The 24,234-nt window shown below is 63.0% G+C and carries 24 protein-coding genes; 12 read left to right on the forward strand and 12 right to left on the reverse strand.

Annotation, left to right across the window (positions count from 1 at the left end):
* Positions 1 to 57 precede the first annotated feature (57 nt).
* The 3 genes from MUY37_RS05355 to MUY37_RS05365 are packed head-to-tail and all read right to left on the reverse strand — an operon-like array spanning position 58 to position 3,529.
* Positions 58 to 1,311, reverse strand: a complete 1,254-nt coding sequence (locus MUY37_RS05355; RefSeq protein WP_499194349.1) for an N-succinylarginine dihydrolase — start codon at positions 1,309 to 1,311, stop codon at positions 58 to 60.
* Positions 1,308 to 2,324, reverse strand: a complete 1,017-nt coding sequence (locus MUY37_RS05360; protein ID WP_499194350.1) for an arginine N-succinyltransferase — start codon at positions 2,322 to 2,324, stop codon at positions 1,308 to 1,310. The genes MUY37_RS05355 and MUY37_RS05360 overlap by 4 nt, the downstream gene beginning before the upstream one ends.
* Positions 2,321 to 3,529: a hydrolase gene (locus MUY37_RS05365; protein ID WP_499194351.1), complete on the reverse strand. Its 1,209-nt coding sequence runs from the start codon at positions 3,527 to 3,529 to the stop codon at positions 2,321 to 2,323. Before MUY37_RS05365 ends, MUY37_RS05360 begins: the two co-directional genes overlap by 4 nt.
* A 132-nt stretch (positions 3,530 to 3,661) precedes the next feature.
* Between MUY37_RS05365 and MUY37_RS05370 the strand changes: the two genes are divergently transcribed.
* Complete coding sequence (locus tag MUY37_RS05370; protein ID WP_499194352.1) at positions 3,662 to 5,758, forward strand: malate synthase G; 2,097 nt, start codon at positions 3,662 to 3,664, stop codon at positions 5,756 to 5,758.
* 58 nt (positions 5,759 to 5,816) lie between these two features.
* The gene (locus MUY37_RS05375; RefSeq protein ID WP_499194353.1) at positions 5,817 to 6,596 is read left to right on the forward strand and encodes a DUF2189 domain-containing protein; all 780 of its coding nucleotides are present in this window, start codon (positions 5,817 to 5,819) and stop codon (positions 6,594 to 6,596) included.
* On the opposite strand, the gene rsmA is transcribed toward MUY37_RS05375, so the two are convergent.
* The 4 genes from rsmA to MUY37_RS05395 form a co-directional block, all read right to left on the reverse strand.
* Complete coding sequence (rsmA, locus tag MUY37_RS05380) at positions 6,593 to 7,417, reverse strand: 16S rRNA (adenine(1518)-N(6)/adenine(1519)-N(6))-dimethyltransferase RsmA (RefSeq protein ID WP_499194354.1); 825 nt, start codon at positions 7,415 to 7,417, stop codon at positions 6,593 to 6,595. The two genes, MUY37_RS05375 and rsmA, sit on opposite strands and share 4 nt — an antisense overlap.
* On the reverse strand, positions 7,410 to 8,411 hold the full coding sequence (pdxA, locus tag MUY37_RS05385; RefSeq protein ID WP_499194355.1) for a 4-hydroxythreonine-4-phosphate dehydrogenase PdxA: 1,002 nt from the start codon (positions 8,409 to 8,411) through the stop codon (positions 7,410 to 7,412). The genes rsmA and pdxA overlap by 8 nt, the downstream gene beginning before the upstream one ends.
* Before the next feature lie 8 nt (positions 8,412 to 8,419).
* The gene (locus MUY37_RS05390) at positions 8,420 to 9,757 is read right to left on the reverse strand and encodes a peptidylprolyl isomerase (RefSeq protein ID WP_499194356.1); all 1,338 of its coding nucleotides are present in this window, start codon (positions 9,755 to 9,757) and stop codon (positions 8,420 to 8,422) included.
* Positions 9,758 to 9,897: 140 nt separating this feature from the next.
* Entirely contained in the window at positions 9,898 to 12,294 is a 2,397-nt protein-coding gene (locus MUY37_RS05395) for an LPS-assembly protein LptD (protein WP_499194357.1), read from the reverse strand.
* A 100-nt stretch (positions 12,295 to 12,394) separates the two neighbouring features.
* Between MUY37_RS05395 and MUY37_RS05400 the strand changes: the two genes are divergently transcribed.
* The 6 genes from MUY37_RS05400 (at position 12,395) to MUY37_RS05425 (ending at position 16,092) form a co-directional block, all read left to right on the forward strand.
* On the forward strand, positions 12,395 to 13,855 hold the full coding sequence (locus tag MUY37_RS05400; protein ID WP_499194358.1) for a leucyl aminopeptidase: 1,461 nt from the start codon (positions 12,395 to 12,397) through the stop codon (positions 13,853 to 13,855).
* A gap of 9 nt (positions 13,856 to 13,864) precedes the next feature.
* Positions 13,865 to 14,044, forward strand: coding sequence for a DUF2256 domain-containing protein (locus tag MUY37_RS05405; protein ID WP_499194359.1), 180 nt, complete (start codon positions 13,865 to 13,867; stop codon positions 14,042 to 14,044).
* Positions 14,045 to 14,083: 39 nt separating this feature from the next.
* Positions 14,084 to 14,530, forward strand: coding sequence for a DNA polymerase III subunit chi (locus tag MUY37_RS05410; protein WP_499194360.1), 447 nt, complete (start codon positions 14,084 to 14,086; stop codon positions 14,528 to 14,530).
* A 34-nt stretch (positions 14,531 to 14,564) separates the two neighbouring features.
* Entirely contained in the window at positions 14,565 to 15,098 is a 534-nt protein-coding gene (locus MUY37_RS05415; protein ID WP_499194361.1) for a hypothetical protein, read from the forward strand.
* Between the two features lie 78 nt (positions 15,099 to 15,176).
* Positions 15,177 to 15,599 carry a nucleoside-diphosphate kinase gene (ndk, locus tag MUY37_RS05420; RefSeq protein WP_115417232.1) on the forward strand — a complete coding sequence of 141 codons (423 nt, stop codon included), beginning with the start codon at positions 15,177 to 15,179 and terminating at the stop codon, positions 15,597 to 15,599.
* A gap of 103 nt (positions 15,600 to 15,702) precedes the next feature.
* Complete coding sequence (locus tag MUY37_RS05425; protein WP_499194362.1) at positions 15,703 to 16,092, forward strand: nuclear transport factor 2 family protein; 390 nt, start codon at positions 15,703 to 15,705, stop codon at positions 16,090 to 16,092.
* Here MUY37_RS05425 and MUY37_RS05430 read toward each other — a convergent pair.
* The 3 genes from MUY37_RS05430 to purM all read right to left on the reverse strand — a co-directional run bounded on the left by MUY37_RS05430 (position 16,089) and on the right by purM (position 19,389).
* Positions 16,089 to 17,213, reverse strand: a complete 1,125-nt coding sequence (locus MUY37_RS05430; RefSeq protein ID WP_499194363.1) for a sulfotransferase — start codon at positions 17,211 to 17,213, stop codon at positions 16,089 to 16,091. The two genes, MUY37_RS05425 and MUY37_RS05430, sit on opposite strands and share 4 nt — an antisense overlap.
* Positions 17,214 to 17,309: 96 nt before the next feature.
* The gene (gene purN, locus MUY37_RS05435) at positions 17,310 to 18,287 is read right to left on the reverse strand and encodes a phosphoribosylglycinamide formyltransferase (protein WP_499194364.1); all 978 of its coding nucleotides are present in this window, start codon (positions 18,285 to 18,287) and stop codon (positions 17,310 to 17,312) included.
* Positions 18,280 to 19,389: a phosphoribosylformylglycinamidine cyclo-ligase gene (purM, locus tag MUY37_RS05440; RefSeq protein WP_499194365.1), complete on the reverse strand. Its 1,110-nt coding sequence runs from the start codon at positions 19,387 to 19,389 to the stop codon at positions 18,280 to 18,282. The genes purN and purM overlap by 8 nt, the downstream gene beginning before the upstream one ends.
* 69 nt (positions 19,390 to 19,458) lie before the next feature.
* On the opposite strand from purM, the gene MUY37_RS05445 reads away from it, so the two are divergent.
* Genes MUY37_RS05445 through MUY37_RS05460 form a run of 4 tightly spaced genes read left to right on the forward strand, consistent with a single transcriptional unit; the run spans position 19,459 to position 22,423 of the window.
* Positions 19,459 to 20,730: a heavy-metal-associated domain-containing protein gene (locus MUY37_RS05445; protein WP_499194366.1), complete on the forward strand. Its 1,272-nt coding sequence runs from the start codon at positions 19,459 to 19,461 to the stop codon at positions 20,728 to 20,730.
* Positions 20,731 to 20,742: 12 nt separating this feature from the next.
* Positions 20,743 to 21,357, forward strand: coding sequence for an HdaA/DnaA family protein (locus MUY37_RS05450; RefSeq protein WP_499194367.1), 615 nt, complete (start codon positions 20,743 to 20,745; stop codon positions 21,355 to 21,357).
* A 26-nt stretch (positions 21,358 to 21,383) separates the two neighbouring features.
* On the forward strand, positions 21,384 to 22,073 hold the full coding sequence (gene epsC, locus MUY37_RS05455) for a serine O-acetyltransferase EpsC (protein ID WP_115417225.1): 690 nt from the start codon (positions 21,384 to 21,386) through the stop codon (positions 22,071 to 22,073).
* Positions 22,073 to 22,423 (forward strand): DUF2794 domain-containing protein, encoded by a 351-nt coding sequence (locus MUY37_RS05460; RefSeq protein WP_499194368.1) that lies wholly within the window; start codon positions 22,073 to 22,075, stop codon positions 22,421 to 22,423. Before epsC ends, MUY37_RS05460 begins: the two co-directional genes overlap by 1 nt.
* Positions 22,424 to 22,483: 60 nt before the next feature.
* On the opposite strand, the gene MUY37_RS05465 is transcribed toward MUY37_RS05460, so the two are convergent.
* Both MUY37_RS05465 and MUY37_RS05470 read right to left on the reverse strand, forming a co-directional pair.
* Complete coding sequence (locus tag MUY37_RS05465) at positions 22,484 to 23,413, reverse strand: SDR family NAD(P)-dependent oxidoreductase (RefSeq protein ID WP_499194369.1); 930 nt, start codon at positions 23,411 to 23,413, stop codon at positions 22,484 to 22,486.
* A gap of 116 nt (positions 23,414 to 23,529) precedes the next feature.
* The gene (locus MUY37_RS05470; protein ID WP_499194370.1) at positions 23,530 to 24,201 is read right to left on the reverse strand and encodes an HAD-IA family hydrolase; all 672 of its coding nucleotides are present in this window, start codon (positions 24,199 to 24,201) and stop codon (positions 23,530 to 23,532) included.
* Positions 24,202 to 24,234: the final 33 nt, after the last annotated feature.

A 24,234-nucleotide genomic window follows, 5' to 3' on the forward strand; every position in this document is an offset into this window, starting at 1 on the left:
GCCAGTGTAAGAATGCCCGACAAGCCGGTCCAGCGTGTTAACTCTTGAGATTCTGGGTTAAGCGAGTTCGCCCAGCGATAGGACGGCGAGCAGGGCTTCGCGCGCCTCGATCACTGTTTTCGCCAAGCTTTCTGAACCGATGTCGGACGGCTCGATTCGGTCGGGCCACATTTGGGAGATGACCGATTCGATCCGATCCGCCTTGGTATCGTCGAGCAGGAATCGCGCATCGACGGTCGCCGGATCGGCAACCACGCGCAGGCGCAAGCAGGCGGGGCCACCGCCATTGGCCATGGACTGTTTGACGTCGACCGGGATCACCTTTCGGATCGGGCCATTACCGGCGAGCATGCTTTCGCAATAGGCCCAGACCGCCGCGCTTTCCTGGCATTCGCTCGGCACCACCAGCGCCATCTCGCCGCTCGGTAGCGTGAGGAGCTGGGCGTTGAAGAGATAGGTGCTGATGGCTTCTTCGAGGCTGACCGCGCTTTCCGGCACTTCGACCACCTCCAGCGCGGGGAAAGCCTCGCGGATCGCTTCATACGCGCCCTTCTGGTCGGCAAAGGCGCGTTCGTGGGTGAAGAGCACACGCTCGTTCGCCACGGAGACCACGTCATTGTGAAACGCGCCGACTTCGATGGCTTCGGGGTTCTGTTCGATGAACACGCTTTTCGCCGGATCGAGGCCATGGAGGCGCGCGATGGCGCGGCTGGCCTGTTCGTGCTGTCGCGCGGGGAACTTGCCGCCCTGTCGGCCCCACACGAAGACTTCTACGCCTGCCGAGCCGTGCCCTTCGCAAAAGCGCATATGGTTGGCCGCGCCTTCATCGCCAAAAGCGGGCAGGACAGCATCGTGAATGGTGAAATGTTCTTCGTCGCCAAAGGCAACCGCAAGCTGCGCCTGCGTGTCCTGCCATTCCTGCGCGCGGTGCGGCATGGTGACGAGATTGGCAGGGGTCAGGTGGCAGCGCCCGTCCGCCGTATCGGGCGCGGGGCTGACTGTCGCGGCATTTGCAGTCCACATGCTCGAAGCAGACCATGCTGCGGCCTGAAGCTGTCGCGGTGCTGTCTCGTCAATCGCAAGGCCGCGGATCAAATCGCCATTGGGACGAGGCAATGGCAGAAGAAACCCCTGCGCCAGACCCAGCGCCATATTGCCGCGCATCTTGGCAATACCCTGAAGCGCCGCGGCGCGCGGGTAGGACGCATCGCCTTTGTGGCTCGCACTGGCGATATTGCCGAGGCTGAGACCCGCGTAATTGTGGCTTGGACCGACGATCCCGTCGAAATTGATTTCGACCAGTCCGCTCATCGTGCAACGCTCCACACTTCGTCGCCTTCGCTCACTTCGAGCAGTTCGGCACAGGCCGCATCAATGACGACCGAACCGTCATCCGCGATCTCGCGCATTCCGTAGGCACTTCGGAAAGTGCCCAGCGTGCCGGCGGCGATCAGTGCGCGCTCGCCGCTATCCAAATTGGTCGCAGAAACACGGTTCGGCGTCGATGCGACAATGCTCTTCACGTTGTCGGTACGCGCCGTCATCGTCGGGCCGCCATCGAAAATGTCGACATAGCCTTCGGCGGCGAAGCCCTCGTTCTCGAGCATACGCATGGCAGCGCGACCGGAGGGGTGGGGCACGCCGATCACCTTTTTCGCCTCTTCGTCCAGCATGGCGACATAGACTGGATGCTTGGGCATCAGGTCGGCAATGAACTGGTTCCCGTTGATGGCGTTGAAATAGTCGGCTTCTTGAAAAGTCATGCCGAAAAACCGGCCTGCCACACCATCCCAGAAGGGGGATCCGCCACGATCGTCGATCACCCCGCGCAGTTCCGCCAAAATCCGGTCAGCAAAGCGGTGGCGGTGCATCGCGATAAAGAGATAGCGGCTGCGTGCCAGCAGCAGGCCTAGCCCGCCGGCCCGCTCGCCCGGATGCAAGAACAACCCGCCGACTTCGGAGGAGCCTTCCAGATCGGTGACGAGGCTCAGCAATTCGGCGCGTACCGTGCGGTCGAGTTCCTGGCTGTGCTGGGTCAGAGTGGTAAGGCGATAGCTGTAGAATGGCCATTGCTGGCCGACCTGGCTGAATAATTGACAGGTTCCGCGCACCTGACCCGTGTCGGTGTTTTCCAGAACGAGAGTGAAAATGTCGTCGCCGAGCACGTTTTCGGTGCGCGAGAACGCCTCGTCCGCCCGCTCGAGCTTCTTGGTCAGCGCCGCCCGGTCTGCAGGTAGATTGGTGAAGCCGCCGCCCGTCAGCTTGGCCATTTCATACAAGTGCTCAAGGTCGCTGATATGCGCAGCGCGCAGGCGGAAGGTCACAAATGGTCTCCGGTGGAAAGCTTGGCGAGCACCAACGCAGACAGCGCAGCGCGCTCGCGAAGGCTCGGTACAATCATGAATTCGTCGGGCGAGTGGATCGCCCCGCCGCGCACACCCATTGTGTCGACCACGGGCACGCCGGTCGCCGCGATATTGTTGCCGTCGCACACGCCGCCCGTGCTCTTCCAGCCGATCTGCTGGCCCAGTTCGGCGCCGCATGCCTTTACCAGATCGAACAGGCGCTGGGCCTTCTCATCGACCGGCTTGGGCGGGCGGGTGACACCGCCATGACGGTGGATGCCGACCTGGTGCTCCGCTTCGATCAAGCGCAGGATCGAGGCCAGTTCGCCATCGAAGCGAGCCATTGCGTCGGTCGATTTAGGGCGAATGTTGAACCGCAAGATGGCCAGATCGGGCACGACATTATTCGCGCTGCCGCCTTCGATCTTCGCCGGGTTCACGGTGATGTCCTCCGCCTCGAGCGCCTTGATCCGCAGCACCAGGTCGCTGGCAGCGACGATAGCGTTGCGCCCGTCATGCGGATTGCGGCCCGCATGGGCGGATTTGCCGGTGAAGGTGATCGAATAATTGCCCGTCCCGCCGCGCGCATGCGCAAGCGTGCCATCGGGAAGGGCGCTGGGCTCGTAGGTCAGAGCGGCATACTTCCCGCGCGCCAGTTCCTCGATCAGTCCGCGGCTCGCGAGGCTGCCGGTTTCCTCGTCCGAATTGATCATCACGTCGTAACCGACGCGCTCTGCCCCCTCGATTGTTTCGAAAGTCATGAGCGCGTGCAGGATGACGTTGAGGCCGCCCTTCATATCGGCGGTGCCGGGGCCGTTGATCGTGTCATCGTCGAGCCAGGTGGTTTCCTGAAACGGATGATCGATCGGGAAGACGGTGTCCATGTGGCCGGTCAGCACGAAGCGGCGTTCGGCCTCCGGTCGTACACGCAGGACCATGTGCCTGCCATGCGGCTTTTCGAATTCGTGGCCTTCGCTCGAGATCGCGGTGACCGTGGCCGGGTCGACCAGTTCGACATAGCCCGGCAACGTGCTGAAGGCATCGGCGAGCACGCCCGCCATCCGGTCGAGTCCTTCGATGTTGGCGGTCCCGGTATTGATCGCTGCCCATTCCTGAACCTGACGCAGCATGGCATCGGCGTCGATGGCATCGAGGAGGGCCTGTGGGGCAGTACCTGGTTTCATGTGTAACGTCCTTAATCGTGTGCGAAGCCAAGTCCACCCCGCACCTTGCATTGATCAACCGGTGGCGGCATAGACCGTGCCGCTCCTCCCCGGGTTCGACATTGCCAGCCTAACATCTGCCTGAGGAGTTCCATGACCCAATACGTTACGCGCGCCGGGATCGAAGCAGACCCGCAGCTTGCCGAGTTCATCGAAACCGAAGTGCTTGGCCCGCTTGGCCGCGATGTCGATGAATTCTGGCAGGGTTTTGCGCAATTGCTCGGCAGTTTCGCCCCGCGCAATCGCGACCTGCTGGACAAGCGGGAAGACCTCCAGGCAAAGATCGATGCCTGGCATACAGCGCGCGCGGGCCAGCCGCACGATGCGGACGACTATCGCGCTTTCTTGAACGATATCGGCTATCTCGTCCCCGAGCCGGGCGATTTCACCATCGGGACCGAGAATGTCGATCCGGAAATCGCCACCATGGCCGGGCCGCAGCTCGTGGTGCCGATCCTCAACGCACGCTTCTTGCTCAACGCCGCCAATGCGCGCTGGGGCAGCCTCTACGATGCACTGTACGGAACCGACGCGCTCGACGCTCCGCCCGCGCGCCCTGGCGGCTATGACGAGGATCGCGGCGCGGCGGTAATTGCCGAAGGGCGCAAGCTACTCGATGAAATCGTGCCGCTGGCATCGGGAAGCTGGAGCGAGCTCGACAGTCTGGAAAATGCGATACTGGCGCACCCTTCGCAACAGGTCGGCACGACCGACAAGGGACCGCTTTTCAAGCATAACGGCCTGCATATCGAACTCGTCGTCGATCCCGATAGCCAGGTCGGCAAGACCGATCGGCTGGGCCTGGCCGATATCAACTTCGAAGCCGCGCTGACGACCATTGCCGATTGCGAGGATTCGGTGGCGGCAGTCGATGCCGAGGACAAGCTGCTCGCTTACACCAACTGGTTGGGCGTTATCCGCGGCGATCTGGAAGAAAGCTTCGACAAGGGCGGCAAAACGCTGACGCGCAAGCTTGCGGGCGACAAGAGCTACACCGATGCCGATGGCGCGCAGCACACGCTGCCCGGCCGCAGTCTGATGTTCGTGCGCAATGTCGGCCATTTGATGACCAATCCGGCGATGCGCTGGGACGGCATGGAGATTCCCGAGGGCATTCTCGACGCTGTCGTGACCAGTGCCATTTCCGCGCAGGATGTCGCCGGGCTCGGCAAATACGGCAACAGCCGCGAGGGCAGCATCTATATCGTGAAGCCCAAGATGCACGGGCCGGAAGAATGCGCCTTCACCAACGATCTGTTCGACGCGGTCGAGGACCTCCTCGGCCTGCCGCGCCACACGATCAAGGTTGGCGTGATGGACGAAGAACGCCGCACTTCGGCCAACCTCGCCGCCTGTATCCATGCGGTGAAGGACCGGATTGTCTTCATCAACACCGGCTTCCTCGACCGCACGGGTGACGAGATTCACACCTCGATGCGCGCCGGTCCGATGATGCGCAAGGGCGAGATGAAGAACTCCGCCTGGCTCAAGGCTTACGAGGCGCGCAATGTCGGCATTGGCCTCGCGCATGGCCTTTCGGGCCGGGCGCAGATCGGCAAGGGCATGTGGGCCGCGCCCGACCTGATGAGCCAGATGATGATCGAGAAGATCGGCCACCTGCGCGCCGGCGCCAATACGGCCTGGGTTCCCAGCCCGACCGCTGCCACTCTCCATGCGATCCATTATCACCGCGAGGATGTGTTCGAGATCCAGAAGGGCCTGCCCGATGCGGCGAAGCTCGACGAACTTCTCGCCATTCCGCTGGCCGATGGAGTGAATTGGTCCGAAGAGGAAATCCGCGAGGAGCTGGACAATAATTGCCAGGGCCTGCTCGGCTATGTCGTGCGCTGGATCAACCAGGGGGTCGGCTGTTCTAAAGTGCCCGACATCAACGATGTCGGCCTGATGGAAGACCGCGCGACACTGCGTATTTCCAGCCAGCATATCGCCAACTGGCTGCTGCATGGTGTGATCTCGCAAGATCAGGTGATGGACAGCCTGCGCCGCATGGCGGCCAAGGTGGATCAGCAGAATGCCGCCGACCCGTCCTATGAACCGCTGCTCGAAAACGAAGACGGCGCGGCGTTCAGCGCGGCGAAGGACCTCATCTTCAAGGGCGTCGAACAGCCGAGCGGCTATACCGAGCCGCTGCTGCACGCCTGGAGGCTCAGAAAGAAGGCGAGCGCTTGATGCACTGGGCGGCCTGATGCAGACTACCTCCCGGAAGTGGGAAGGGAGGAACGGTATCATGCAGGCCGCCAACAATGTCGCAGCATCCGTGGAACAGATCGCGAATGATCTCACCATCGGGGATCTTGGCCGTGCGCTCAAAGCGGGGCTGGCGGATTTCCTCGCCAGGCCGCTATTCGGTTTGTTTTTTGCGTCGATCTATGTGGCCGCTGGTCTGTTCCTGTTCGTGGCCTTGATGCGCTGGGGCGAGCCGATGTGGTTCGTCCCGGCGGTGGCCGGATTTCCGCTGATCGCACCGTTTACCGCAGTCGGATTATACGAGGTCAGTCGGCGCCGCGAGGCGGGTTTGCCGATCGGCTGGGGCGCCGTGCTCGGAGCCCTGCGCGGAAGGGGTGACGAACAACTTATTATGATGGGCGGTATCGTGTTCGTGGCGTTCAGTTTCTGGATGATCATCGCGCATGGTATTTTTGCGATTTTCCTCGCCGAATCCGGTGTTGGATCGGAATCGCTGGCGGCTTTCGCCACGCTCGAGGGCATGGCAATGCTGGCGGTTGGTACGCTGGTCGGCGCAATCCTGGCTCTGGCCTTCTATGCGGTGACGGTTGTCAGCCTGCCGATGCTGGTGGATCGTGAAGTCGATTTCCTCACTGCCATCATTGCAAGCCTTGCGGCCTTCAGGGCGAATATGGTCATGCTATGTATCTGGGCAGCGGTGATCGCTGCGTCTTTGCTGGTCGCGATGCTGCCCGCTTTTCTGGGTCTTCTCATCGTTCTGCCCGTTTTCGGCCACGCGACCTGGCACCTCTACCGGCGCATCGTCGGCCAAGTCGGCTAAACTGAGAGGATCCGCGCCAGCGCAACGAATTCCGTCACCGAAACAGTCTCGGCGCGCCTTTGCGGGTCGATCCCGACCTCTGCCAGCGCCTCGACCGCGCCGGAAACGCCTTTCAGGCTCTGACGCAACATTTTCCGGCGCTGGCCGAAAGCGGCTTCGGTCAGGCGTTCCAGAACCCTGGCCGACACGCCTTCGGGCATTGCACCGGGTTCGACATGGACAATCGCGCTCATGACTTTGGGCGGCGGGGTGAAGGCACTGCGATGGACTTTCATCGCCAGTTTCGCGTTACTGCGCCATTGCGCCAATACCGCCAGCCGACCGTAGATCGAGCCGCCGGGCCGGGCGACAATCCGCTGGGCAACCTCCTGCTGAAACATCAGCGTGAGGCTGGTCCAGAGGGGCGGCCAACGCTCTCCACCGAGCCAGCGGACGAACAGCGCCGTTCCGACATTGTAGGGCAGGTTGGACAGCACGGCGAAGGGCTCGCCGCCCATCAGCTCGGCATGGTCGAGCCTGAGCGCATCGCCTTCGATCACGCGTAGCTGTCCCGGAAACGCCTCGCCCAATTCGGCCAGAGCCGGGAGGCAGCGCTTGTCCATCTCGATCGCGGTAACCTTCGCACCGCTGCGCAGCAGGGCGCGGGTCAGGCCTCCGGGACCAGGACCGACTTCGAGCACCTGCTTGCCCGAAAGATCGCCCGGAATGGCGGCGATCCGGTCCAGCAATTGTTCGTCGAACAGGAAGTTCTGGCCCAGCGCCTTGGACGCGCTGAGCCCGTGACGGGCAATCACTTCGCGCAAGGGGGGAAGATCAGCCATGGCTGGCACGCCGCGTCGCCATGTCGCCTGCTAGTTTCAGCGCGGCGATCATGGCACCGGGGTGAGCAAGCGACTTGCCCGCGATGTCGAAGGCCGTGCCGTGGTCGGGGCTGGTTCGCACGATGGGCAGGCCGAGCGTAACGTTCACGCCCTCGTCGAAATCGAGAGCTTTCAGGGGTACCAGCGCCTGATCGTGGTACATCGCCAGTGCCACATCGTAAGTCTGGCGGGCACGCGGTGTGAAAAGGGCGTCTGCCGGATGTGGGCCGCTTATGCGCAACCCCTCGGCGGATAGCGCCTCGATCGCCGGTTCGATGATGCGCGCTTCCTCGTCACCGAAACGCCCCCCTTCTCCCGCATGAGGATTCAGTCCGCAAACGGCCAGACGCGGGGAGGCAATCCCCAAATCGCGTGCCAATGCCTGGGACACGATGCGCGCCCGATGCTCGATCAGGCTCTGCGTCAACCGCGTGGGCACGTCGGCAAGCGCGCAGTGGACTGTCAGCGGTACGGCGCGCAAGCTTGGTCCCGCGAGCATCATGACTGCGTCCTCGCGCTCCAACCCGCATACATCCGCAAGGAATTCGGTCTGGCCGGGATATTCGAAACCGACGCGAGCCAAATGCGCTTTGGATATCGGTGCAGTCACGACAGCCGAGGCTGTCCCCAATAAAGCATGCCGGGTCGCCTCCGCGAGCGAATGCATCGCCAGCGCGGCGCCTTGATCGTCCGGGGTGCCGGGTATCGCATCGCAATCTTCCGGCCCCAGGACAGGCAGGGCGGTTTCGAAGATCCGTGCCGCTTGCGAAGGGGTCTCGACGCGTTCGATTTCGACGGCGAGCCCGCGCACCTTTGCCGCTTTGGCAAGAACACCCGCCCCCCCCACCACGAAGAAGGGCGCAAGCGCCATGTCGTGGCGCCGCGTCCAGCTTTCGACGATGATCTCCGGTCCGATCCCCGCCGGATCGCCAAGCGAGACGGCGAGAATAACCATGACCTTCGTCAATTATACTCGATGTAAGCGTCGTTGCGCAGATCGCGCAGATACCGCTGAGCGCGCTTTTCGACACGCTCGTTCTCGAGCTGACCCATCAGCTGGTCGAAGTCCGGACCGTCCGCGACCTGAGGATCGTCGCGGCCGCACAGCAGCAGGACCCTCACGCCTTCTTCGAAGGAACCGAAAGGCGGAGTGGACTGGCCGACCTGAAGCTGCAGGAGGATGTTCTGCAATTGATCGGGCAGGGAACGCACGCGGATCTGATCGTTGGTGACCACGGTAGCCCCCAGGGCCGCAGCGGCATTTTCGGCATCGCCACAGCCACGGATCGCACGCACGCCTTCGGTAAAGCGGGCCACTCGCTGCTGCGCGGCCGCCTCAGAAGTGCCGGGGTCGAAGGTGATCTGAATCTGTTTCAGGCTGAGTACGGCATCGCGCGGATCTGCCATCAGCACCTGCCGCTTGTCGATCAGATAAAGAATGGAAAAGCCACCGGGAATGCGAATAGGCCCGACCAACTGACCCGGGTTCATTTCGCGGGCGACGGCTTCCAGTTCGGCATTTTTGAGCTGAGCAAGCTGGATCCAGCCCAGATCGCCACCGACGGCTGCGGTCGAAGCTTCCGAAAATTGGCGCGCATAGGCAACGAAGCTGCCGCCCTGGCGCAACTGCTCGACGATCTTATTGGCGTTAGCCTCGACCGCCGCTTGCGTTTCCGGGGTGGCCGAAAGGTAGATTTCGCCGAGTCGATATTCTTCGGTGCCGCGCGAAGCTTCGAGCCGTTCGATAAGCTCGTTAACTTCCTCGGCCGAGACGTTGATGAAGGGCGAGACGTTCCGGCGCAGAAGCTTGTTCCATGCCATTTCGCCTTTGATCTGACGTTTCAGCGTTTCGGGCGAGGAGCCGATCGAACGAAGATATTCGTCCATCGCTTGCGGGTTCTGCTCGAAGTTCTGCGCCGCGACGCGGCTGTAGGTCTGCTGGATTTCGGCGTCGGAAAGCTCCAGCTCCTGTGCTTCGGCTGCCTGGATCTGCAGGGTCTCGTCGATGAGGTTGCGCAGCACCTGCATACGGATGCGGGTCATCTCCTCATCGCTTACCGGGCGCTGGTTCGCCGCCAGGAGTAGGGCGACGCGGTGGTTCACGTCGGTTTCCGTAATGACGAAACCGTTGACCAAGGCCGTGGCTACGCGGCGATTGGGGTCAGTCTCACCCAGCATGCGGAGATCGCTCGGAAGACCGAGTAAATCGCCCTGAGCCATGGCTTGCTGGGCCTGGCCTGCGATGGGTGCAGCGGCAAGGCCAGCGGCTGCAGCGACGGAGAGCAGTCGAGAAAACATCATTGCAGTCACGTGTCGAACCTGTTTTGCGGCATCGCCTCGATGCCCGAATATGCCGCCAGCCTTGCAGCGGCGCGGCTTAACCAAAGCTGATAGTTGCGCGCCGGATAGCGTGTTTGGCGCAAGGTGCCAATAAGCGTGGGCTAGCGAAATCCCAGATTTCTCAAGCTGAAATAGAACTGGAAGGTGTCTCCGCGCTGGGCATCGCCCGAGGTGATATAGTCACGGCGCCAGGTTGCGCCCAGCTCAAGGCAGTCATCGCGATAGGCAATGCCCAGACGAGTACGGATGGGGTCGAATCCGTCCGAAGACAGCATCGGGTCTTCTTCGCGGTCGGTCAGGTTGAACACCCCCGAGCCGAAGACCGACCAGTAATTGGCGAAAGCTATGCGTACGGCACCGCGCAATTCCTCACGGTCCTGCAGGTCCTCTACCTGCGTGATATTCCGGTTGAGGCGGACATAGCCCAGTTCGGCGTAGGTCTTGCTGGAGCCGACCGCCGCGTCGATTTCGTTGCGGCGGATGGCCAGGCTGTCCTTGTCCAGCCTGAAGCGGTGGGTAAATTTGAGAAAGTCGCGATACCGGACTTCGGTACGGCCGACGAAATCGGAGAATCTTTCCGAAAGGCCGGTTCCGACGGGCAGGATGTCGCGGTCGCTGTCGAGCCGGTAGGATTGCCCGACCGTCGTCTTGAGTTCCCAGTCGGGGATACGCAGCGACCAATCCAGGCCATAGGTAATCCGCGCCCCGTCTTCCACCCGATCGTAGCCGGGGAAGCGATTGAGCGCGAACAGGTTCGAATCTTCCAGATCGATCGCGCGGGCATCTTCGTTGGGAATGGCGAGGTTCTTGATCGGCGGGGTGGCCACCAACTGGACGCGCGGCGTGAATACCTGCGTGCCGCCGAAAGCCTCTCCGACGAAGGGCCATTGCACATCGAGAGCACCCAAGGCGACGCCGCGATATTCCCAGCCCGGATTGCCACGATAGCTGGCTGTCGTGGTCAGAAAGTTCTCATCCGAATGGTACAGGTCGCCGCGCAGCATGCCGGTCAGCGTAACCACTTGTCCCAGCCCGGTTATGCGGCGCAAATCCCACTGCGCGCGGGCAAAAGCGCGCTGAGTATCCTGCCCGATATCCCGAGAAATCGAGAGCGTATTGAGCTGAAGCTCGAGCTGCCCGCCGACTAGCGGAATGTCGGGCCGCCAGCGGGCGTCGAGCACGGGAAGGGCGATCGGCACTTCGCCCTGGGGTTGGTTGAGGCGCAGTGTCTGCGTCGCCCAGCCGGCTAGGGAAAAATAGGTGTTGCTGCCGATCCTCTCGAGCTCAAGGGTGGAGCGCAGCCGATCGTCGCGGCTGATATCATAGCGGCGCAGGAATGTGCGATCCGTCGTTCGCCGGATCGATCCGGTTAAGCTCCAGTCCGGGGAAAGCTGAAACTTGCCGTTGGCAAAGATGTAGCCGCGAAACTCTTCCTCGCTGTTGGGCGCGCCCGTGAAGGTGGAAATGCGCTGCGAATGGGTGGCATAGCCGGTGATTTGATAGGCGCCCCTTTCCGTCAGGTGCCGCCATTGCGCGGCGACCATGGGCGCGGCCTGGGTATAGACATGGGTGGTCAGCGTAAGATCGCGGTTATCCGCGAAGCGCAGGAAGTAGCTGCCCGACACCTCCACCCCGTTGCTTTTAGAAAACCGCAGGTCGGGAACGAGTAGCCCCGACACGGCGCCGCCATCGGTCCGCACCGCCAGGCCGGGAAGGGGGAGGATTCGCGCGCCGAACAATTCCAGAAACGCGCCGGTAAACTTAATTCTCTGGCTTTCCGGATCGTAAACCACCCGTTCTGCCGTGATCCGCCAGCTCGGATCTTTCGGGCAGCCTTGCGGCGTCACCACGGAACAGCCGCTATAGGCGGCTTCCTGCAACGCTATCGTGCCGTCGCTCTCCCGCATACCTCGGATAGCCGCGAGGCGCCCGCCCTGCCGCAGCGCCAGCAGGAGGTCCTCCATCGCGCCGGCTTCGAATTCGTCGGTCAGCTCTACCCGCTCGGAAAAGAGCTGGTTGCCATTCTCGTCGACGAAGCGCACCCGGCCGGATGCCACGATCACGCCGGTTTGCTGGTTCCAGCTCACCGTATCGGCCCGCAGCGAACGATCGCCGCTGCGCAGGACCACATTGCCGCTGGCGGTCACATTGTCGCTGTCAGCACTGTATTCGAGGATATCCGCCTCGAAATCGATTTCGCGATTGCCATCTGCGTCGATCCCTTCCTCGCCGGTCGCAACGGGGGGCGGGTCGAGGCCGGCATTGGGATCGGGGACGGTCAGGAGATCGTCCACGTCACCCTGGGGATCGAGGGGCGGTTGGTCGGGTTGTGGATCCCCCGGTTCACCTTGCGGATCGACCACCGTCCCGACGTCGTCGGCGGCGGACTGCGCGGCCAGTGGCGCAGCCAGGGCGAGAGCGACCCCGCTGGCGATCCAGGTCAGGGGCCTGACGGCCTCCCGGCTGGCTGGCAATGCTATCTCTGCAGGCGGGAGCATGGCTTGCCTATCGCACCGGCCACGCCTAATCGCAATCGCCATCCTCGATGGGCGGCCGTGGACCCCGCCGCCCCGACCAGATATTGTTTCCGGAGATTCCATGAAGATTCAGTTCAGCCAGTCCCGTCCGCAGGTTGCGCGCCTTGTTGCTCAAGTCACGGACAAGGGCAAGATCCCCGCCGGTCTCGACAAAGCCATGTCCGAAGGCATGGAAGCCGCGCGTTTCAAAGGCAATGCCGGACAGATTTTCGACGGGTTCGTCGAGCGCGACGGGCAGGTTTTGCGTCTGGCCATCGCCGGAGCGGGTGACAAGAGCGACGAAGCGCGCCTGGCCAACCTCGAAAAGGCCGGGGCCGCGCTCGCCGCCAAGTACCAGTCGAGCGGGAATGACGAGCTTGTACTCGACCTGTCGGACAGCGGATTGTCGGGCGAGGAGGCCGCGTGTGTGCTGCTCGGTCTGCGTCTGCGCAACTGGCGTTATGACGTCTACCGTACGAAGATGAAGGACGATGAGAAGGTCACGCTGGCCTCGGTTCACGTTGTCGGCGCGTCCGAAGGTGCCGAAGCGGCGTGGGACGACATGGCCCATGTCGCGACGGGCGTGGAATTCACGCGCCAGCTCATTACGGAGCCCGCCAATATTCTCTATCCCGAAAGCTTCGTGGAACGCTGCCAGGATCGGTTCGAAGGGACCGGCGCGGAACTGATCGTGCTCGACGAAGCGGACATGGAAAAGCTTGGCATGGGATCGCTGCTCGGCGTGGGCCTTGGTTCGGAACGGGAATCGCGGATCCTGGCGATCCGCTGGAACGGCGGAAAGCCTGGCGATGCACCGACCGCGCTCGTCGGCAAGGGTGTCACTTTCGATACCGGCGGCATTTCGATCAAGCCCGGGCCGGGCATGGAAGATATGAAGTGGGACATGGGGGGCGCAGGCGCGGTCGCCGGGGCCATGCTGACACTGGTTTCGCGCAAGGCCCAGGCCAATGTCGTCGGCGTGATGGGACTGGTCGAAAACATGCCCGATGGCAAGGCGCAGCGCCCGGGCGACGTGGTCACGTCGATGAGCGGCCAGACCATCGAGGTGCTCAACACCGATGCCGAGGGCCGTCTGGTGCTGGCCGATGCGCTGCACTGGACGCAGAAAGAGTTCCAGCCTGCGCGCATTGTTGATTTCGCAACGCTCACCGGGGCGATGATCATTGCGCTCGGCAACGAGTTTGCGGGTGTCTTCTCAAACGATGACAAGCTGGCCAGGGACCTGCATGAAGCGGGCGAGATCACCGGCGACCGCAATTGGCGGATGCCGATCGGACCGGCCTACGACAAGCTGATCAACTCGCCCATCGCCGACATGAAGAACATTGGCGGCAAAGCAGCCGGGTCGATCACGGCGGCGCAGTTCCTGCAGCGTTTCATCGAAGGCGACACGCCTTGGGCGCATGTCGATGTGGCGGGCATGGTCTGGTCGGACAAGCCCGGCCGTACCTGGGGCAAGGGTGCGACGGGCTATGGCGTGCGCCTCGTCGACCGTTTCGTTCGCGACACGCTGGAGGGCTGACGACGGGCGGTGGCAAAGGGCACTGACAAGAGGCGCAGGAAGGGCGATCTGCCCTCGAAGGCCTGTCTTGCCTGCGGCCTCGAGTTCACCTGGCGCAAGAAATGGGAACGCGACTGGGACGAGGTGAAATACTGCTCCGAGCGGTGCCGGAGGAATAGGCCTTCCCCGATTAACGGAGCGGTAGCATGAGCGCGTGTCCTCAAGCAGCAAGGGGGTAGGGCAACAAGAATGACCACTCGCGTCGATTTCTACCAGCTCAGCCGCGATCCGGTCGATGTCACAGTCGCCAAGCTTGCGCGTAAAGTGTTGCAGGCGGGCGAGCGACTGGTGGTGGTCAGCGCGGACGAAGCGCAGCGGCAGCACCTTTCCAGGGTTCTTTGGCAGCAAGGCGGCGCGAATTTTCTTGCCAACGGCATGGCAGGCGGTCCGCACGATGCGCGCCAGCCGATCTTGCTCTCTGAACGCTGCACCGCGCCCAACGATGCGCGTATGCTCCTGATTGCCGATGGCGTCTGGCGCGATGAGGCCATCGGCTTCGAGCGAGTCCTGCTGTTGTTCGATGCGGACCGGCGCGATGCGGCTGTCGAGCTCTGGCGCAGCTTCGCGAAGGATGACGCCATCGACAACCGCATCAACAAGCAGGATCAGAACGGCGCCTGGCGCGAAGGGGCCTGACGGAACCACTCCGCGTCTCGTGGGTCGATGGAACATGAAACGTTCTGTCTGCACCACGTGCTTTGCTACCTATGCAATTGCGGCCCTTTCGCTCGCCGGGTGCGGGACTGAGAATGGTGGCGGTGTAACCCCCACCGATGCCGAGGAGGAGACTGCCGCGCGCGGTTCCTACGATATCGACGCCGCAACCGGGGAAACCCGCGTTCGCTACACCGACGATGACGGCACGACCACCACCATGCGTTCGGGCGAGAGTGTGCCGGTCGCGCTGCCCGCCGGCTTTGCGGTTTATCCTGGTGCAAGGATCGTCAACAACACGCGCGTCGAGCAGGCCGGCGGGCTGCTGGTTCTGCTCGACCTGGAAAGCGAAGCTCCACTCGAGGATATTGTCTCTTATTACCGCAAGCAGGCAGAAGCCGCAGCGGTCGAAGTCGCCATCTCGATCCAGAGCGGCCCGATGACCATGATCGGGGGCGAGGCGAGCGATGGCACCAGCTTTTCCTTCACCGCGACCCGCGAAGGCGAGGTTACCACAGCGCAGCTTTCGATAGGTCGTGGTCTAGAATGATTCTTGCCCGCGCGCGCGGGCGGCGCTAGGGGCGCGCGCGAGAACCCTCTCCCCCGTACAGAACGCAAGGAATTCACCATGGCGGTTACCCGCACCTTTTCGATCATCAAGCCCGATGCCACCCGCCGTAACCTGACCGGTGCGGTTACCAAGATGCTCGAAGACGCTGGCCTGCGCGTTGTCGCGTCGAAGCGCATCCAGATGACCCGCGAACAGGCCGAAGGCTTCTACGCTGTCCACAAGGAACGCCCCTTCTTCGGTGAACTGGTCGATTTCATGATCTCCGGCCCGGTCGTGGTGCAGGTGCTCGAAGGCGAAGACGCCGTGAAGCGCAACCGTGATGTGATGGGCGCAACCAACCCGGCCGATGCCGATGAAGGCACCATTCGCAAGACCTATGCCGAATCGATCGAGGCCAACTCGGTCCACGGTTCGGACAGCGAGGAAAACGCCAAGATCGAAATCGACTTCTTCTTCAACGAAGACGAAATCGTCGGCTAGGCTACTCGCGGCCCGCCGTTGCGGGCATCGCAATAGACCATATGCTGCGGGGACGATCTGGGTTAGGATCGTCCCCGTTGTGTTGAAGAGAATCGTTCCCGTCATGCGCCGCAAGCGCCAGCGAATTGCGACCACCCGTGCTTTCATTGACGCCATGAATGCACGCAACCATGCCGATGCGCTGCCCTTGATGGCGGACCACATGGCTTTCATCGACACCAGCGGGAAGACGATCAAAGGACGAGACGAGGTACTCGCTGTCGATCGTGCGTTTCGCGATGCCAATGACAATGCTCAGGTACGCATCCGGACCATTGATGCGCATGACCATGCCGTGCTGGTTCGGGGATATCTCGAAAGCGACATGGCCGAAGTCGCCGGGGACACCATGTGGCGTGTCGATTTCGATGGCCCCGTTATCTCGGCCATCACCGTCACGCGTGCCGATAACGCAATGACCCTGCCCAAATTTGCCGCGATGATGCAGGCTTAGACCTTCGCGCGGTTCCGGCTTAACCCAAACCGGGCAATATCGGTTCGGTGGCGATGATGATGGCCTGCCGCGGCGATATGCTGTTCGCGGACCATGGCGAGCAGCGCCTCGCGGGACAATTCGATCCCCCATTCCTTGTAGATGCGGGTAATTTCGGCCTGCCAGTCATGGCCCAATGCATCGAAATCGACATGAACCACGCCATCCGTTTCCGCGGTGAGCTGGGCCTGAAGGCGTTCATCGCGCAACACCAGCTTGCGGCGCCATTCGCGCCGGATCTCGGATAGATCGGCGTGGTCGCTTTGAAAGGCCATCTGGCTTGAGACGAGCGAGACCGAACTGTCGAGAATGTCTTCGTGGTCGCGGTGCGTGACGACGAATTTCGCATTCGAAAATTGCGCTCTCAGGCTCGGCAGGTCCTCGGAAAACTGCGGACATTTGAGGACGCGCGGTTGGTGCGCATTGCCCATAGTCGCCGCATCGGTGCGAAGGATTCGCGAAAATTCGGCGTAGACCGGTCGCGCATCGCGCGCCTCGTTCCAGGCGATGAAAGACGGGATCCGCCATTGCGTCTCGAATGTGGCGGGGGAGAGCGCGCCTGCCAGCCAGCCGATTTCCTCGTCGATCCGTGTCGCACCGAAGGGGTGAATGGTTTCCAGCCACGGATTGATGCGCCGGGCAAGCATCAGGGCGGCGCGTGCCTTGAGCGGGCGCAGGTCGGGTGTCGCGGGCACCGGATCGTGGCTGTTGCAAAAGCGCGTGCCCGCATGCCGTGGATCGGCGGCCAAAAGCCGATGCAGGCGAGTGGTGCCCGCGCGCATCTGACCGATCACGATGATCGGAGCGGCGATGTCGCCCTGCGCGAGGCCGGGGTCGTCGCGCCATAACCGCCCCAGCGCGTGCCGTTTGCGGATGGCCGAGGTCAGTTGACCATAAGCCATGGTGTGGCCGAGCGCGTTAAGCCGTGCCTCGTCACGCAGGCTCGCGCACAACCGCTCGAGCCGTTCGCGGAAATCCGCCACCTCGGCTTCGCTTCTGATCGAGCGCTCATCCTCGGTATCGAATCCCCGGCTGCCGACCTGCCATAGATAATCGGGGTCCAGCGGCGGTTTTGGGGTCACGCCCCTGTCCCACAGCGTCTGTACCGCACGATCCGCCCATTGGGCCGCTTTCGCGCGTGCCAGGGGATGGGAGCGGGGCGGGGCGACCATGGCCGTCTAGAACGTGTCCGCTGCGTCGAGCAGTTTGGTCACGCTTTTTGGTGCCGTCATGCGCCAGCTCCGCTCGAGCCATTCGGCCACATGGTCCCAGTCGACATAGGGGCGGTTGAGGATCACGCCGATCCAGCCGCTCGCGCCATAATAGGCAGGCCGGTGATAGGTTTGCGGCTGGGTTTCGACGAGGTTTTCGAGTTCGTCCTGGCTCGAGCATTTCACCAGCAGACAGATATGCGGCGTACCGTGATGCCGGTCGGAGAAATGGGCAAAGAACTTGCCCGATTTCTCGGTTCCCACACGGAAACCCGGCGCGCCGTGGCTCTCACGCTCATATGTCCGGGGCAGGGCGAGCGCGCATTCGCGCACGCGTTCCAGCAGCCAGTCCGGGTCGTTCCCGCGCGAGACGTAGTCCGAAAGCACTCGCGAATAAAGCTGATGTTCGGCCACCCGGACACGGTTGGCGAGCTTCTCGGCCGTGTCGTTCGGCCAGATTGCGACCTCGACCTGGCCCAAGGGCTCGCCCGCATCGAGTTCCTCGGTGACCAGGTGGACGGTCGCACCTGCATGACTGTCGCCTGCCTGGATCGCGCGAGCATGGGTGTCGAGACCGGGATATTTGGGCAGGAGAGAGGGATGGATGTTGAGCATCCGTCCTTCCCAGCGCTTGACGAATTCCGGCGTTAGGATGCGCATGTAACCGGCCAGCACGATATATTGGGCTTCGGCATCGAGCACGGCGCTCTCCATAGCCGCATCATGCTCTGCGCGGGCAACGCCCCTGTGCGAGAGGGAAAAGGTCGCGACACCTTCTGCCTCGGCCAGCGTCAGGGCTTCCGCTTCGGGGTCATTGGCGGCGACAAGCACGATTTCGTAGGCGGAGCCGGGCAGGCGGCTGGCGTAGAGCAGGGCTGCCATATTCGTCCCCTTGCCGGATACGAAGATGGCGACCTTGGCCTTGTCGGGGCCTGGATCAGGCAATGTGGGTCGCCGACCAGCCCTCGCGCGCGGCCCAGGTTCCGGCAGACCCGCGTACGGTGCAGCCCTTTTCTCCGTCCGCGATCCGGCCGATTGCCAGCACCGTTTCGCCTGCCTCCTCAAGGCGGCTGCGCACGATCTCGGCATTCGCCGGATCGACCGCGAGCACCATGCCGACGCCGCAATTGAACGTGCGGGCCATTTCGGCGGGCTCGATGTTACCCTGGGCCTGCAGGAAGGCCATCAGACCGGGTTGTTCCCACCCGTCGGCATCGACTTCGGCATGCGCGCCTTGGGGCAGAACGCGCGGGATATTTTCCAGCAGACCGCCGCCGGTGATATGCGCCAGCGCATCGATCAGTCCGTCGCGCACGACCGGCAGCAGGCTTTTCACATAGATTCGGGTAGGCTCGATCAGCGCATCGATCAGCAGCCGATCACGATCGAACAGGGCCGGACGGTCGAGCTTCCAGACCTTGTCCGCCGCCAGCTTGCGGACCAGCGAATAGCCGTTCGAATGGACCCCCGAACTGGCAAGGCCGAGGAGAATATGGCCCGGTGCGACACGCTCGCCGGTCAATTGCTCGCCGCGTTCGACCGCGCCGACGCAAAAGCCGGCGAGGTCGTAGTCCCCTTCGGCGTACATGCCGGGCATTTCCGCGGTCTCGCCGCCGATCAGCGCGCATCCTGCCCGGGTGCAGCCTTCGGCGATGCCCGCTATCACGCGCTCGGCAACGCCGTTTTCAAGCTTGCCGGTGGCGAAATAGTCGAGGAAGAACAACGGTTCGGCGCCCTGGACGATCAGATCGTTGACGCACATGGCGACGAGATCGATCCCGACAGTATCATGTTTGTCGCTGTCGATGGCGAGCTTGAGCTTGGTGCCGACACCATCATTGCCTGCGACCAGTAGCGGGTCTTTGTAACCTGCGGCCTTGGGATCGAAAAAGCCGCCGAAACCGCCGATTTCGCCGTCAGCACCGGGGCGCATCGTCGCTTTCACCAGAGGGCCGATCGCCTTGACGAGCGCATTGCCCGCCTCGATCGAGACACCGGCCTGCTCATAGGTGTAGGATGGCGTATTGCTGCTCGGTTGGTCGCTCATCCTTTCCGCCTTACGCATTCGCGCTTGGATTTCCAGTTGCCTTTCGGCAAAAGGCGGCCTGTTTTCCCCATGAGCCATGCTATTTCCATCCATCCAGCCTTTCGCCGCCCCGCCGTTCTGGCGCTGATACTCGCGCTGCTCGCGATGCTGGGCATGGCTGTCCTGGCCCAGGTCGGGGGAGAGCGCGGTATCGCGCCGGTTGCCTCCACCAGCGATATACAGGTTTTGGGCATAGAGGTGGACGTGCGCGCGGATAGCGGGAGCGAGGCGCGCGCGCAGGCATGGGAAGAGGCGCAGCGCAAAGCCTGGGAAAAACTTGATGGACCACAACTGAGCGATTCGCAGATTGAAGGTCTTGTTTCCGCCATCGTGATCGAGCGCGAACGGCTTGGGCCGAAGCGCTATATCGCCACGCTCGGGGTCGTGTTCGATCGCCAGCGCACCTCGCGCTATCTCGGTTCGGAAGGCGAAGCCCGGCGGTCGGCGCCGATGCTTCTGCTTCCGGTCACGGTCTCGGCCGGCACCCAGATGGTCTATGAACGGCGCAACCCCTGGCAGCGTGCCTGGGCCGAATATCAGGCGGGGCAAAGCCGGATCGATTACGTAAGGCCAACGGGAGCTGGGGGCGATTCGCTTCTTCTCACCTACGGCCAGACCGGGCGCCGCAGCCGGACCTGGTGGCGCAATGCGCTCGACCAGTTCGGTGCAGCGGATGTGCTCATACCTATCGCCAAATTGCGCTACACCTATCCCGGCGGCCCGATCGAAGGGACGTTCACTGCGCGCTACGGCCCCGACAATAGATTTCTCGACGGATTCGATATGACCGCCGCGTCGCCTGCCGAACTGCCGGTCATGCTCGAACGTGCGGTCGTCCGGTTCGATCGCATTTTCGAACTCGCCCTCGCGGATGGCAAACTTCGACCCGACCCCACGCTCAACATCGGCACGCCCGAGCTCGACCCGGCGCTTCAGCGACTGCTCGAGCTGGGCCGCGCGCTGCGTGCGCAGGAACAGGCTGCCGCCGCCGCTTCGGAACCGACCGCCGAAAGCGGGGATGCCATTACTGCCGCGCCGGTCCGCACGCCGCCGCCCGAGGGTTCGGTCGCACTCTATACCGTTCAGGTTGCTACGCCCGATGCCGCTGCCTTCGATGGCGCGGTGAGCGCGGTGAGGGGGACGCCCGGCGTTCGCAGCACCGGCATCCGGAGCACGGCGATCGGCGGAACTTCGGTGATGACGGTGAGCTATTCGGGGTCGATCGGGCAATTGGCCGAAGCCCTGCGCGCGCGCGGTTTCACCGTCACCCAGGGCAGCAACGCGCTCGCCATCAGCCGCTGAGACGCGAAAGCGGTGGCCTCGCAAATCGCTCTCCCGTTGAGTCCCGCCGGTTCGGGGGAGCCCGCAAGTATAGTCATCGGATCGAGCAACCGCGCGGTTGCCGAAGCGCTCGGCGCGCCGGAGAACTGGCCATTTCGCACCGCGATTCTCCACGGCCCTCCGCGGTCGGGCAAATCGCTGTTCGCACGTTGGTTCGCCGGACATCATCCCGACGCCGTGATCGACGGCATTGCCGACCTCGACGAGACCGAGATATTCCATCGCTGGAATCGCGCGCAGGAGAGCGGGCTCCCGCTGCTGCTGGTGGTCGACAGGGAACGGTGGGACATTGCGCTTCCCGATCTGCGCAGCCGGATGGGCGCGGCCCTGCAACTCCGGATCGGCCCACCCGACGACGCATTGGCTGCGGATCTGATGCTCTCTCATGCTGCCCAGAGGGGCCTCGCATTGGGCGAGGGCGCACCCGCCTATCTCGTCCCGCGGATGGAGCGCAGCTACGCCGCGATAGAGAAAATCGTCGCCGAAATCGACCGGCTCAGCCTTGAACGGCAGGTTCCGGCCACCCTATCTATCTGGCGGGACGCGCTGGAGGCGGTCCAGGGGCCGGATCAGGGCCGCTTGCTTTAATCGCCCCCAAATGGGAGAATAGCCCGATGTTCGAACGGCTTGTCGCCTATCTCGACAGCGTGAAGGCACGCGATCCGGCCCCTCGCAGCCGCTGGGAGGTATTGACCTATCCCGGCGTGTGGGCGGTCTTCTATCATCGTATCGCGCATTGGCTGTTCGAGGCCGAACTGTTTTTTCTGGCGCGGCTGGTCAATCACTGGAGCCGCTGGCTGACCGCGATCGACATTCATCCCGGCGCCAAGATCGGCAAGAACCTGTTCATCGATCACGGCTTTTCGGTCATCGGCGAAACCGCCGAAATCGGCGACAATGTAACCATCTATCAATGCGTGACATTGGGCGGCACCAACCCCACGAACGGCAAGGGCGGCAAACGCCATCCGACTATCTCGGACGAGGTCATCATCGGTTCGGGTGCACAGGTCATCGGGCCGATCACCATCGGCCGCCGCGCACGCATCGGGGCCAATGCCGTCGTCACCGACGAAGTGCCCGAAGGGGCGACGATGATAGGCCTCAAGGCCCGCAGCACACTGGTTCCGGCGGAAGAATGGGTGAAGGAGTTCATCCCCTATGGCACGCCTTGCGACGATCCGTGTGAGCCGAGCCGCGATTGTATCGAGAAGCTGGAAGGAGAGCTGAAATCGCTCCGCAGCGAAATCGAAGCATTGCGTGCCGAACGCGAACCGGCGCGGCGCAGCGGGACCGAGGATTGATGAGCTTCCTCGGCGAGACGGTCGTCGCATTCCCGGGTCGCAAACCGCAGCAGATCGGCTTCAGCCGTGAAGAACTTACGCGTATTCTCGATCTCTACGGGCGCATGGTCGCTGCCGGTCAGTGGCGTGACTATGCGATGGATTTCACCCGGGATTTCGCCGTGTTCGCTGCTTTTCGGCGCGCCGCCGAACGTCCGCAGGCGCGGATCGAGAAACGCCCGGCCTTGCGCAACAGACAGGGCATGTGGACACTGTTCGGCGAACATGGCCAGGTGCTCAAGCGCGGCCACGAACTGCCCGGCGTGATCGCCCCGGTCGAACGCCGCCTGCTCAAGGCGATCGATCAGTAGCTGCACAAAAAAGGCCCGTGCCGCAGCACGAGCCCCTTTTTGCAAAGCGTATCCGGCAGTTTAGCCGCGCGCGCTGCCCGGCCCGGTGCCGGTGACCTTCTGCATCGCGGTCAGGATCGCGCCCGACTGCTCGCTGCCCGATTGCGGGGCCTTGAGGTTCGAGAATTCGCTGATCTTGTCCCAATTGGCGGCGAAACCTTCGACAGTGCGGTCTTCGTCCTTGAGCCACACGGCGTCGTTCATGACGGTCCAGGCGCTGTGGAAGCCGCCTGCGCCCGCGCCAACAATGGCGTTGGTCGGCGCGTCTTCGCTGACGAGGAAGAGCGCGGCCGGGACCACATTCACCGGATCGAACAGCTTGAAGGCTTCTTCGGGGAACAGGTCTTCGGTCATGCGCGTGCCGGCGACCGGCGAAATCGTGTTCACCTTGATATTGTATTTCGCGCCCTCGAGCTGGAGCGTCTTGGTGAGGCCTGCGAGGCCGAGCTTGGCGGCGCCGTAATTGGCCTGGCCGAAATTGCCGAACAGGCCGGTCGACGATGCGGTCATGAGGATGCGGCCATAGGCCTGCTCGCGCATGGTTTCCCAGGCGGCCTTGGCGACATTGGCCGAACCGTTGAGGTGGACGTCGACGACGAATTCGAAATCGTCCATCGTCATCTTGGCGAAGGTTTTGTCGCGCAGCACGCCCGCATTGTTGATGACGATGTGCACGCCGCCCCACTTCTGCTTGGCGTCGGCGACCATCTTTTCCATCTGCTCGAACTCGGTGACCGAGCCGCCATTCGATACGGCTTCGCCGCCGGCCTTCTCGATTTCCTCAACCACCTGCAGCGCCATGTCCGAATGGCCGGTGCCGTCGCGCGCACCCCCGAGGTCGTTGACCACGACCTTCGCGCCGCGCCGGGCGAGTTCGAGCGCGTATTCGCGGCCCAGACCGCCGCCGGCGCCGGTGACGATAGCTACCTTGTCCTTGAAATCGATGCTCATGGGGCTGCTCCTGCTTTATCGTTTACGTAAAGGTCAATTGGCGCGTGAGGTGGCACGTTCCCTTCGCACTTGCAACACCGGGTATGGTGGGCCGCGATTCCGTAGCGGCGGGTTGCTTACCCCAAACGGGCAAGGGCTGGAATCAGCTCGGCGAGCGAATCGATCTCGGCATCCGCGCCCAGTTCCCCACGCGGCTTGTCGCAATAGCCGTACCGCGCGCCGATCACCGGGACAGCGGCGGCGCGGGCCGCCCTGACGTCGTAGGAGCTGTCGCCGACGAAGGCGAGGCTACCGCCGCCGCCGCGCCTGATCGCTTCGAAGATCGGGTCCGGCGCGGGTTTGGCGCGTCCCTTGCCCATCGTATCGCCGCCGATAATCGCGACGAAATGCTGCGCAAGGCCCAGCGTATCGAGAATCTGACGGGCGAAGCTCTCGAACTTGTTGGTCACCACCGCCATCGCGATCTTGCGCCCGGCAAGCTCGGCCAGCACCTCGTGCGCATGCGGATAGGGCTGTGTGTGGATCGCGTTGTTTTCGGAGTAATAGGCGAGCATCTGCTTGTAGAGCTTGCGGAATTTGTCGTCCGGCAACCCGCCCTGCTGATCGACCGCCTGTTTGAGCATGATCTTGGCCCCGCCGCCGATCAGGTCGCTTGCATGGTCGGCGGGGACAGGTTCGAAACCGCCCAGTTCGAGCGCATGGTTGACGGCCGCACCGAGATCGCGATGCGTTTCGAGCAGGGTTCCGTCGAGGTCGAAGCCGATGATGGCGAATGGCAGGTCGGTCATTGGCGCAAGCGGTGAAGGATGGTCCTTCAAACT

Source organism: Qipengyuania sp. ABI-127-1, assembly GCA_022953095.1.
Classification (GTDB): domain Bacteria; phylum Pseudomonadota; class Alphaproteobacteria; order Sphingomonadales; family Sphingomonadaceae; genus Qipengyuania.

Excerpts from the sequence above, each read along its gene's own strand:
- MUY37_RS05355 (WP_499194349.1), bottom strand. The coding sequence starts at position 1,311 with ATGAGCGGACTGGTCGAAATCAATTTCGACGGGATCGTCGGTCCAAGC.
- MUY37_RS05365 (WP_499194351.1), bottom strand. The coding sequence starts at position 3,529 with ATGAAACCAGGTACTGCCCCACAGGCCCTCCTCGATGCCATCGACGCC.
- MUY37_RS05370 (WP_499194352.1), top strand. The coding sequence starts at position 3,662 with ATGACCCAATACGTTACGCGCGCCGGGATCGAAGCAGACCCGCAGCTT.
- MUY37_RS05375 (WP_499194353.1), top strand. The coding sequence starts at position 5,817 with ATGCAGGCCGCCAACAATGTCGCAGCATCCGTGGAACAGATCGCGAAT.
- rsmA (WP_499194354.1), bottom strand. The coding sequence starts at position 7,417 with ATGGCTGATCTTCCCCCCTTGCGCGAAGTGATTGCCCGTCACGGGCTC.
- pdxA (WP_499194355.1), bottom strand. The coding sequence starts at position 8,411 with ATGGTTATTCTCGCCGTCTCGCTTGGCGATCCGGCGGGGATCGGACCG.
- MUY37_RS05390 (WP_499194356.1), bottom strand. The coding sequence starts at position 9,757 with ATGATGTTTTCTCGACTGCTCTCCGTCGCTGCAGCCGCTGGCCTTGCC.
- MUY37_RS05395 (WP_499194357.1), bottom strand. The coding sequence starts at position 12,294 with ATGCTCCCGCCTGCAGAGATAGCATTGCCAGCCAGCCGGGAGGCCGTC.
- MUY37_RS05400 (WP_499194358.1), top strand. The coding sequence starts at position 12,395 with ATGAAGATTCAGTTCAGCCAGTCCCGTCCGCAGGTTGCGCGCCTTGTT.
- MUY37_RS05410 (WP_499194360.1), top strand. The coding sequence starts at position 14,084 with ATGACCACTCGCGTCGATTTCTACCAGCTCAGCCGCGATCCGGTCGAT.
- MUY37_RS05415 (WP_499194361.1), top strand. The coding sequence starts at position 14,565 with ATGAAACGTTCTGTCTGCACCACGTGCTTTGCTACCTATGCAATTGCG.
- ndk (WP_115417232.1), top strand. The coding sequence starts at position 15,177 with ATGGCGGTTACCCGCACCTTTTCGATCATCAAGCCCGATGCCACCCGC.
- MUY37_RS05425 (WP_499194362.1), top strand. The coding sequence starts at position 15,703 with ATGCGCCGCAAGCGCCAGCGAATTGCGACCACCCGTGCTTTCATTGAC.
- purM (WP_499194365.1), bottom strand. The coding sequence starts at position 19,389 with ATGAGCGACCAACCGAGCAGCAATACGCCATCCTACACCTATGAGCAG.
- MUY37_RS05445 (WP_499194366.1), top strand. The coding sequence starts at position 19,459 with ATGAGCCATGCTATTTCCATCCATCCAGCCTTTCGCCGCCCCGCCGTT.
- epsC (WP_115417225.1), top strand. The coding sequence starts at position 21,384 with ATGTTCGAACGGCTTGTCGCCTATCTCGACAGCGTGAAGGCACGCGAT.
- MUY37_RS05460 (WP_499194368.1), top strand. The coding sequence starts at position 22,073 with ATGAGCTTCCTCGGCGAGACGGTCGTCGCATTCCCGGGTCGCAAACCG.
- MUY37_RS05465 (WP_499194369.1), bottom strand. The coding sequence starts at position 23,413 with ATGAGCATCGATTTCAAGGACAAGGTAGCTATCGTCACCGGCGCCGGC.
- MUY37_RS05470 (WP_499194370.1), bottom strand. The coding sequence starts at position 24,201 with ATGACCGACCTGCCATTCGCCATCATCGGCTTCGACCTCGACGGAACC.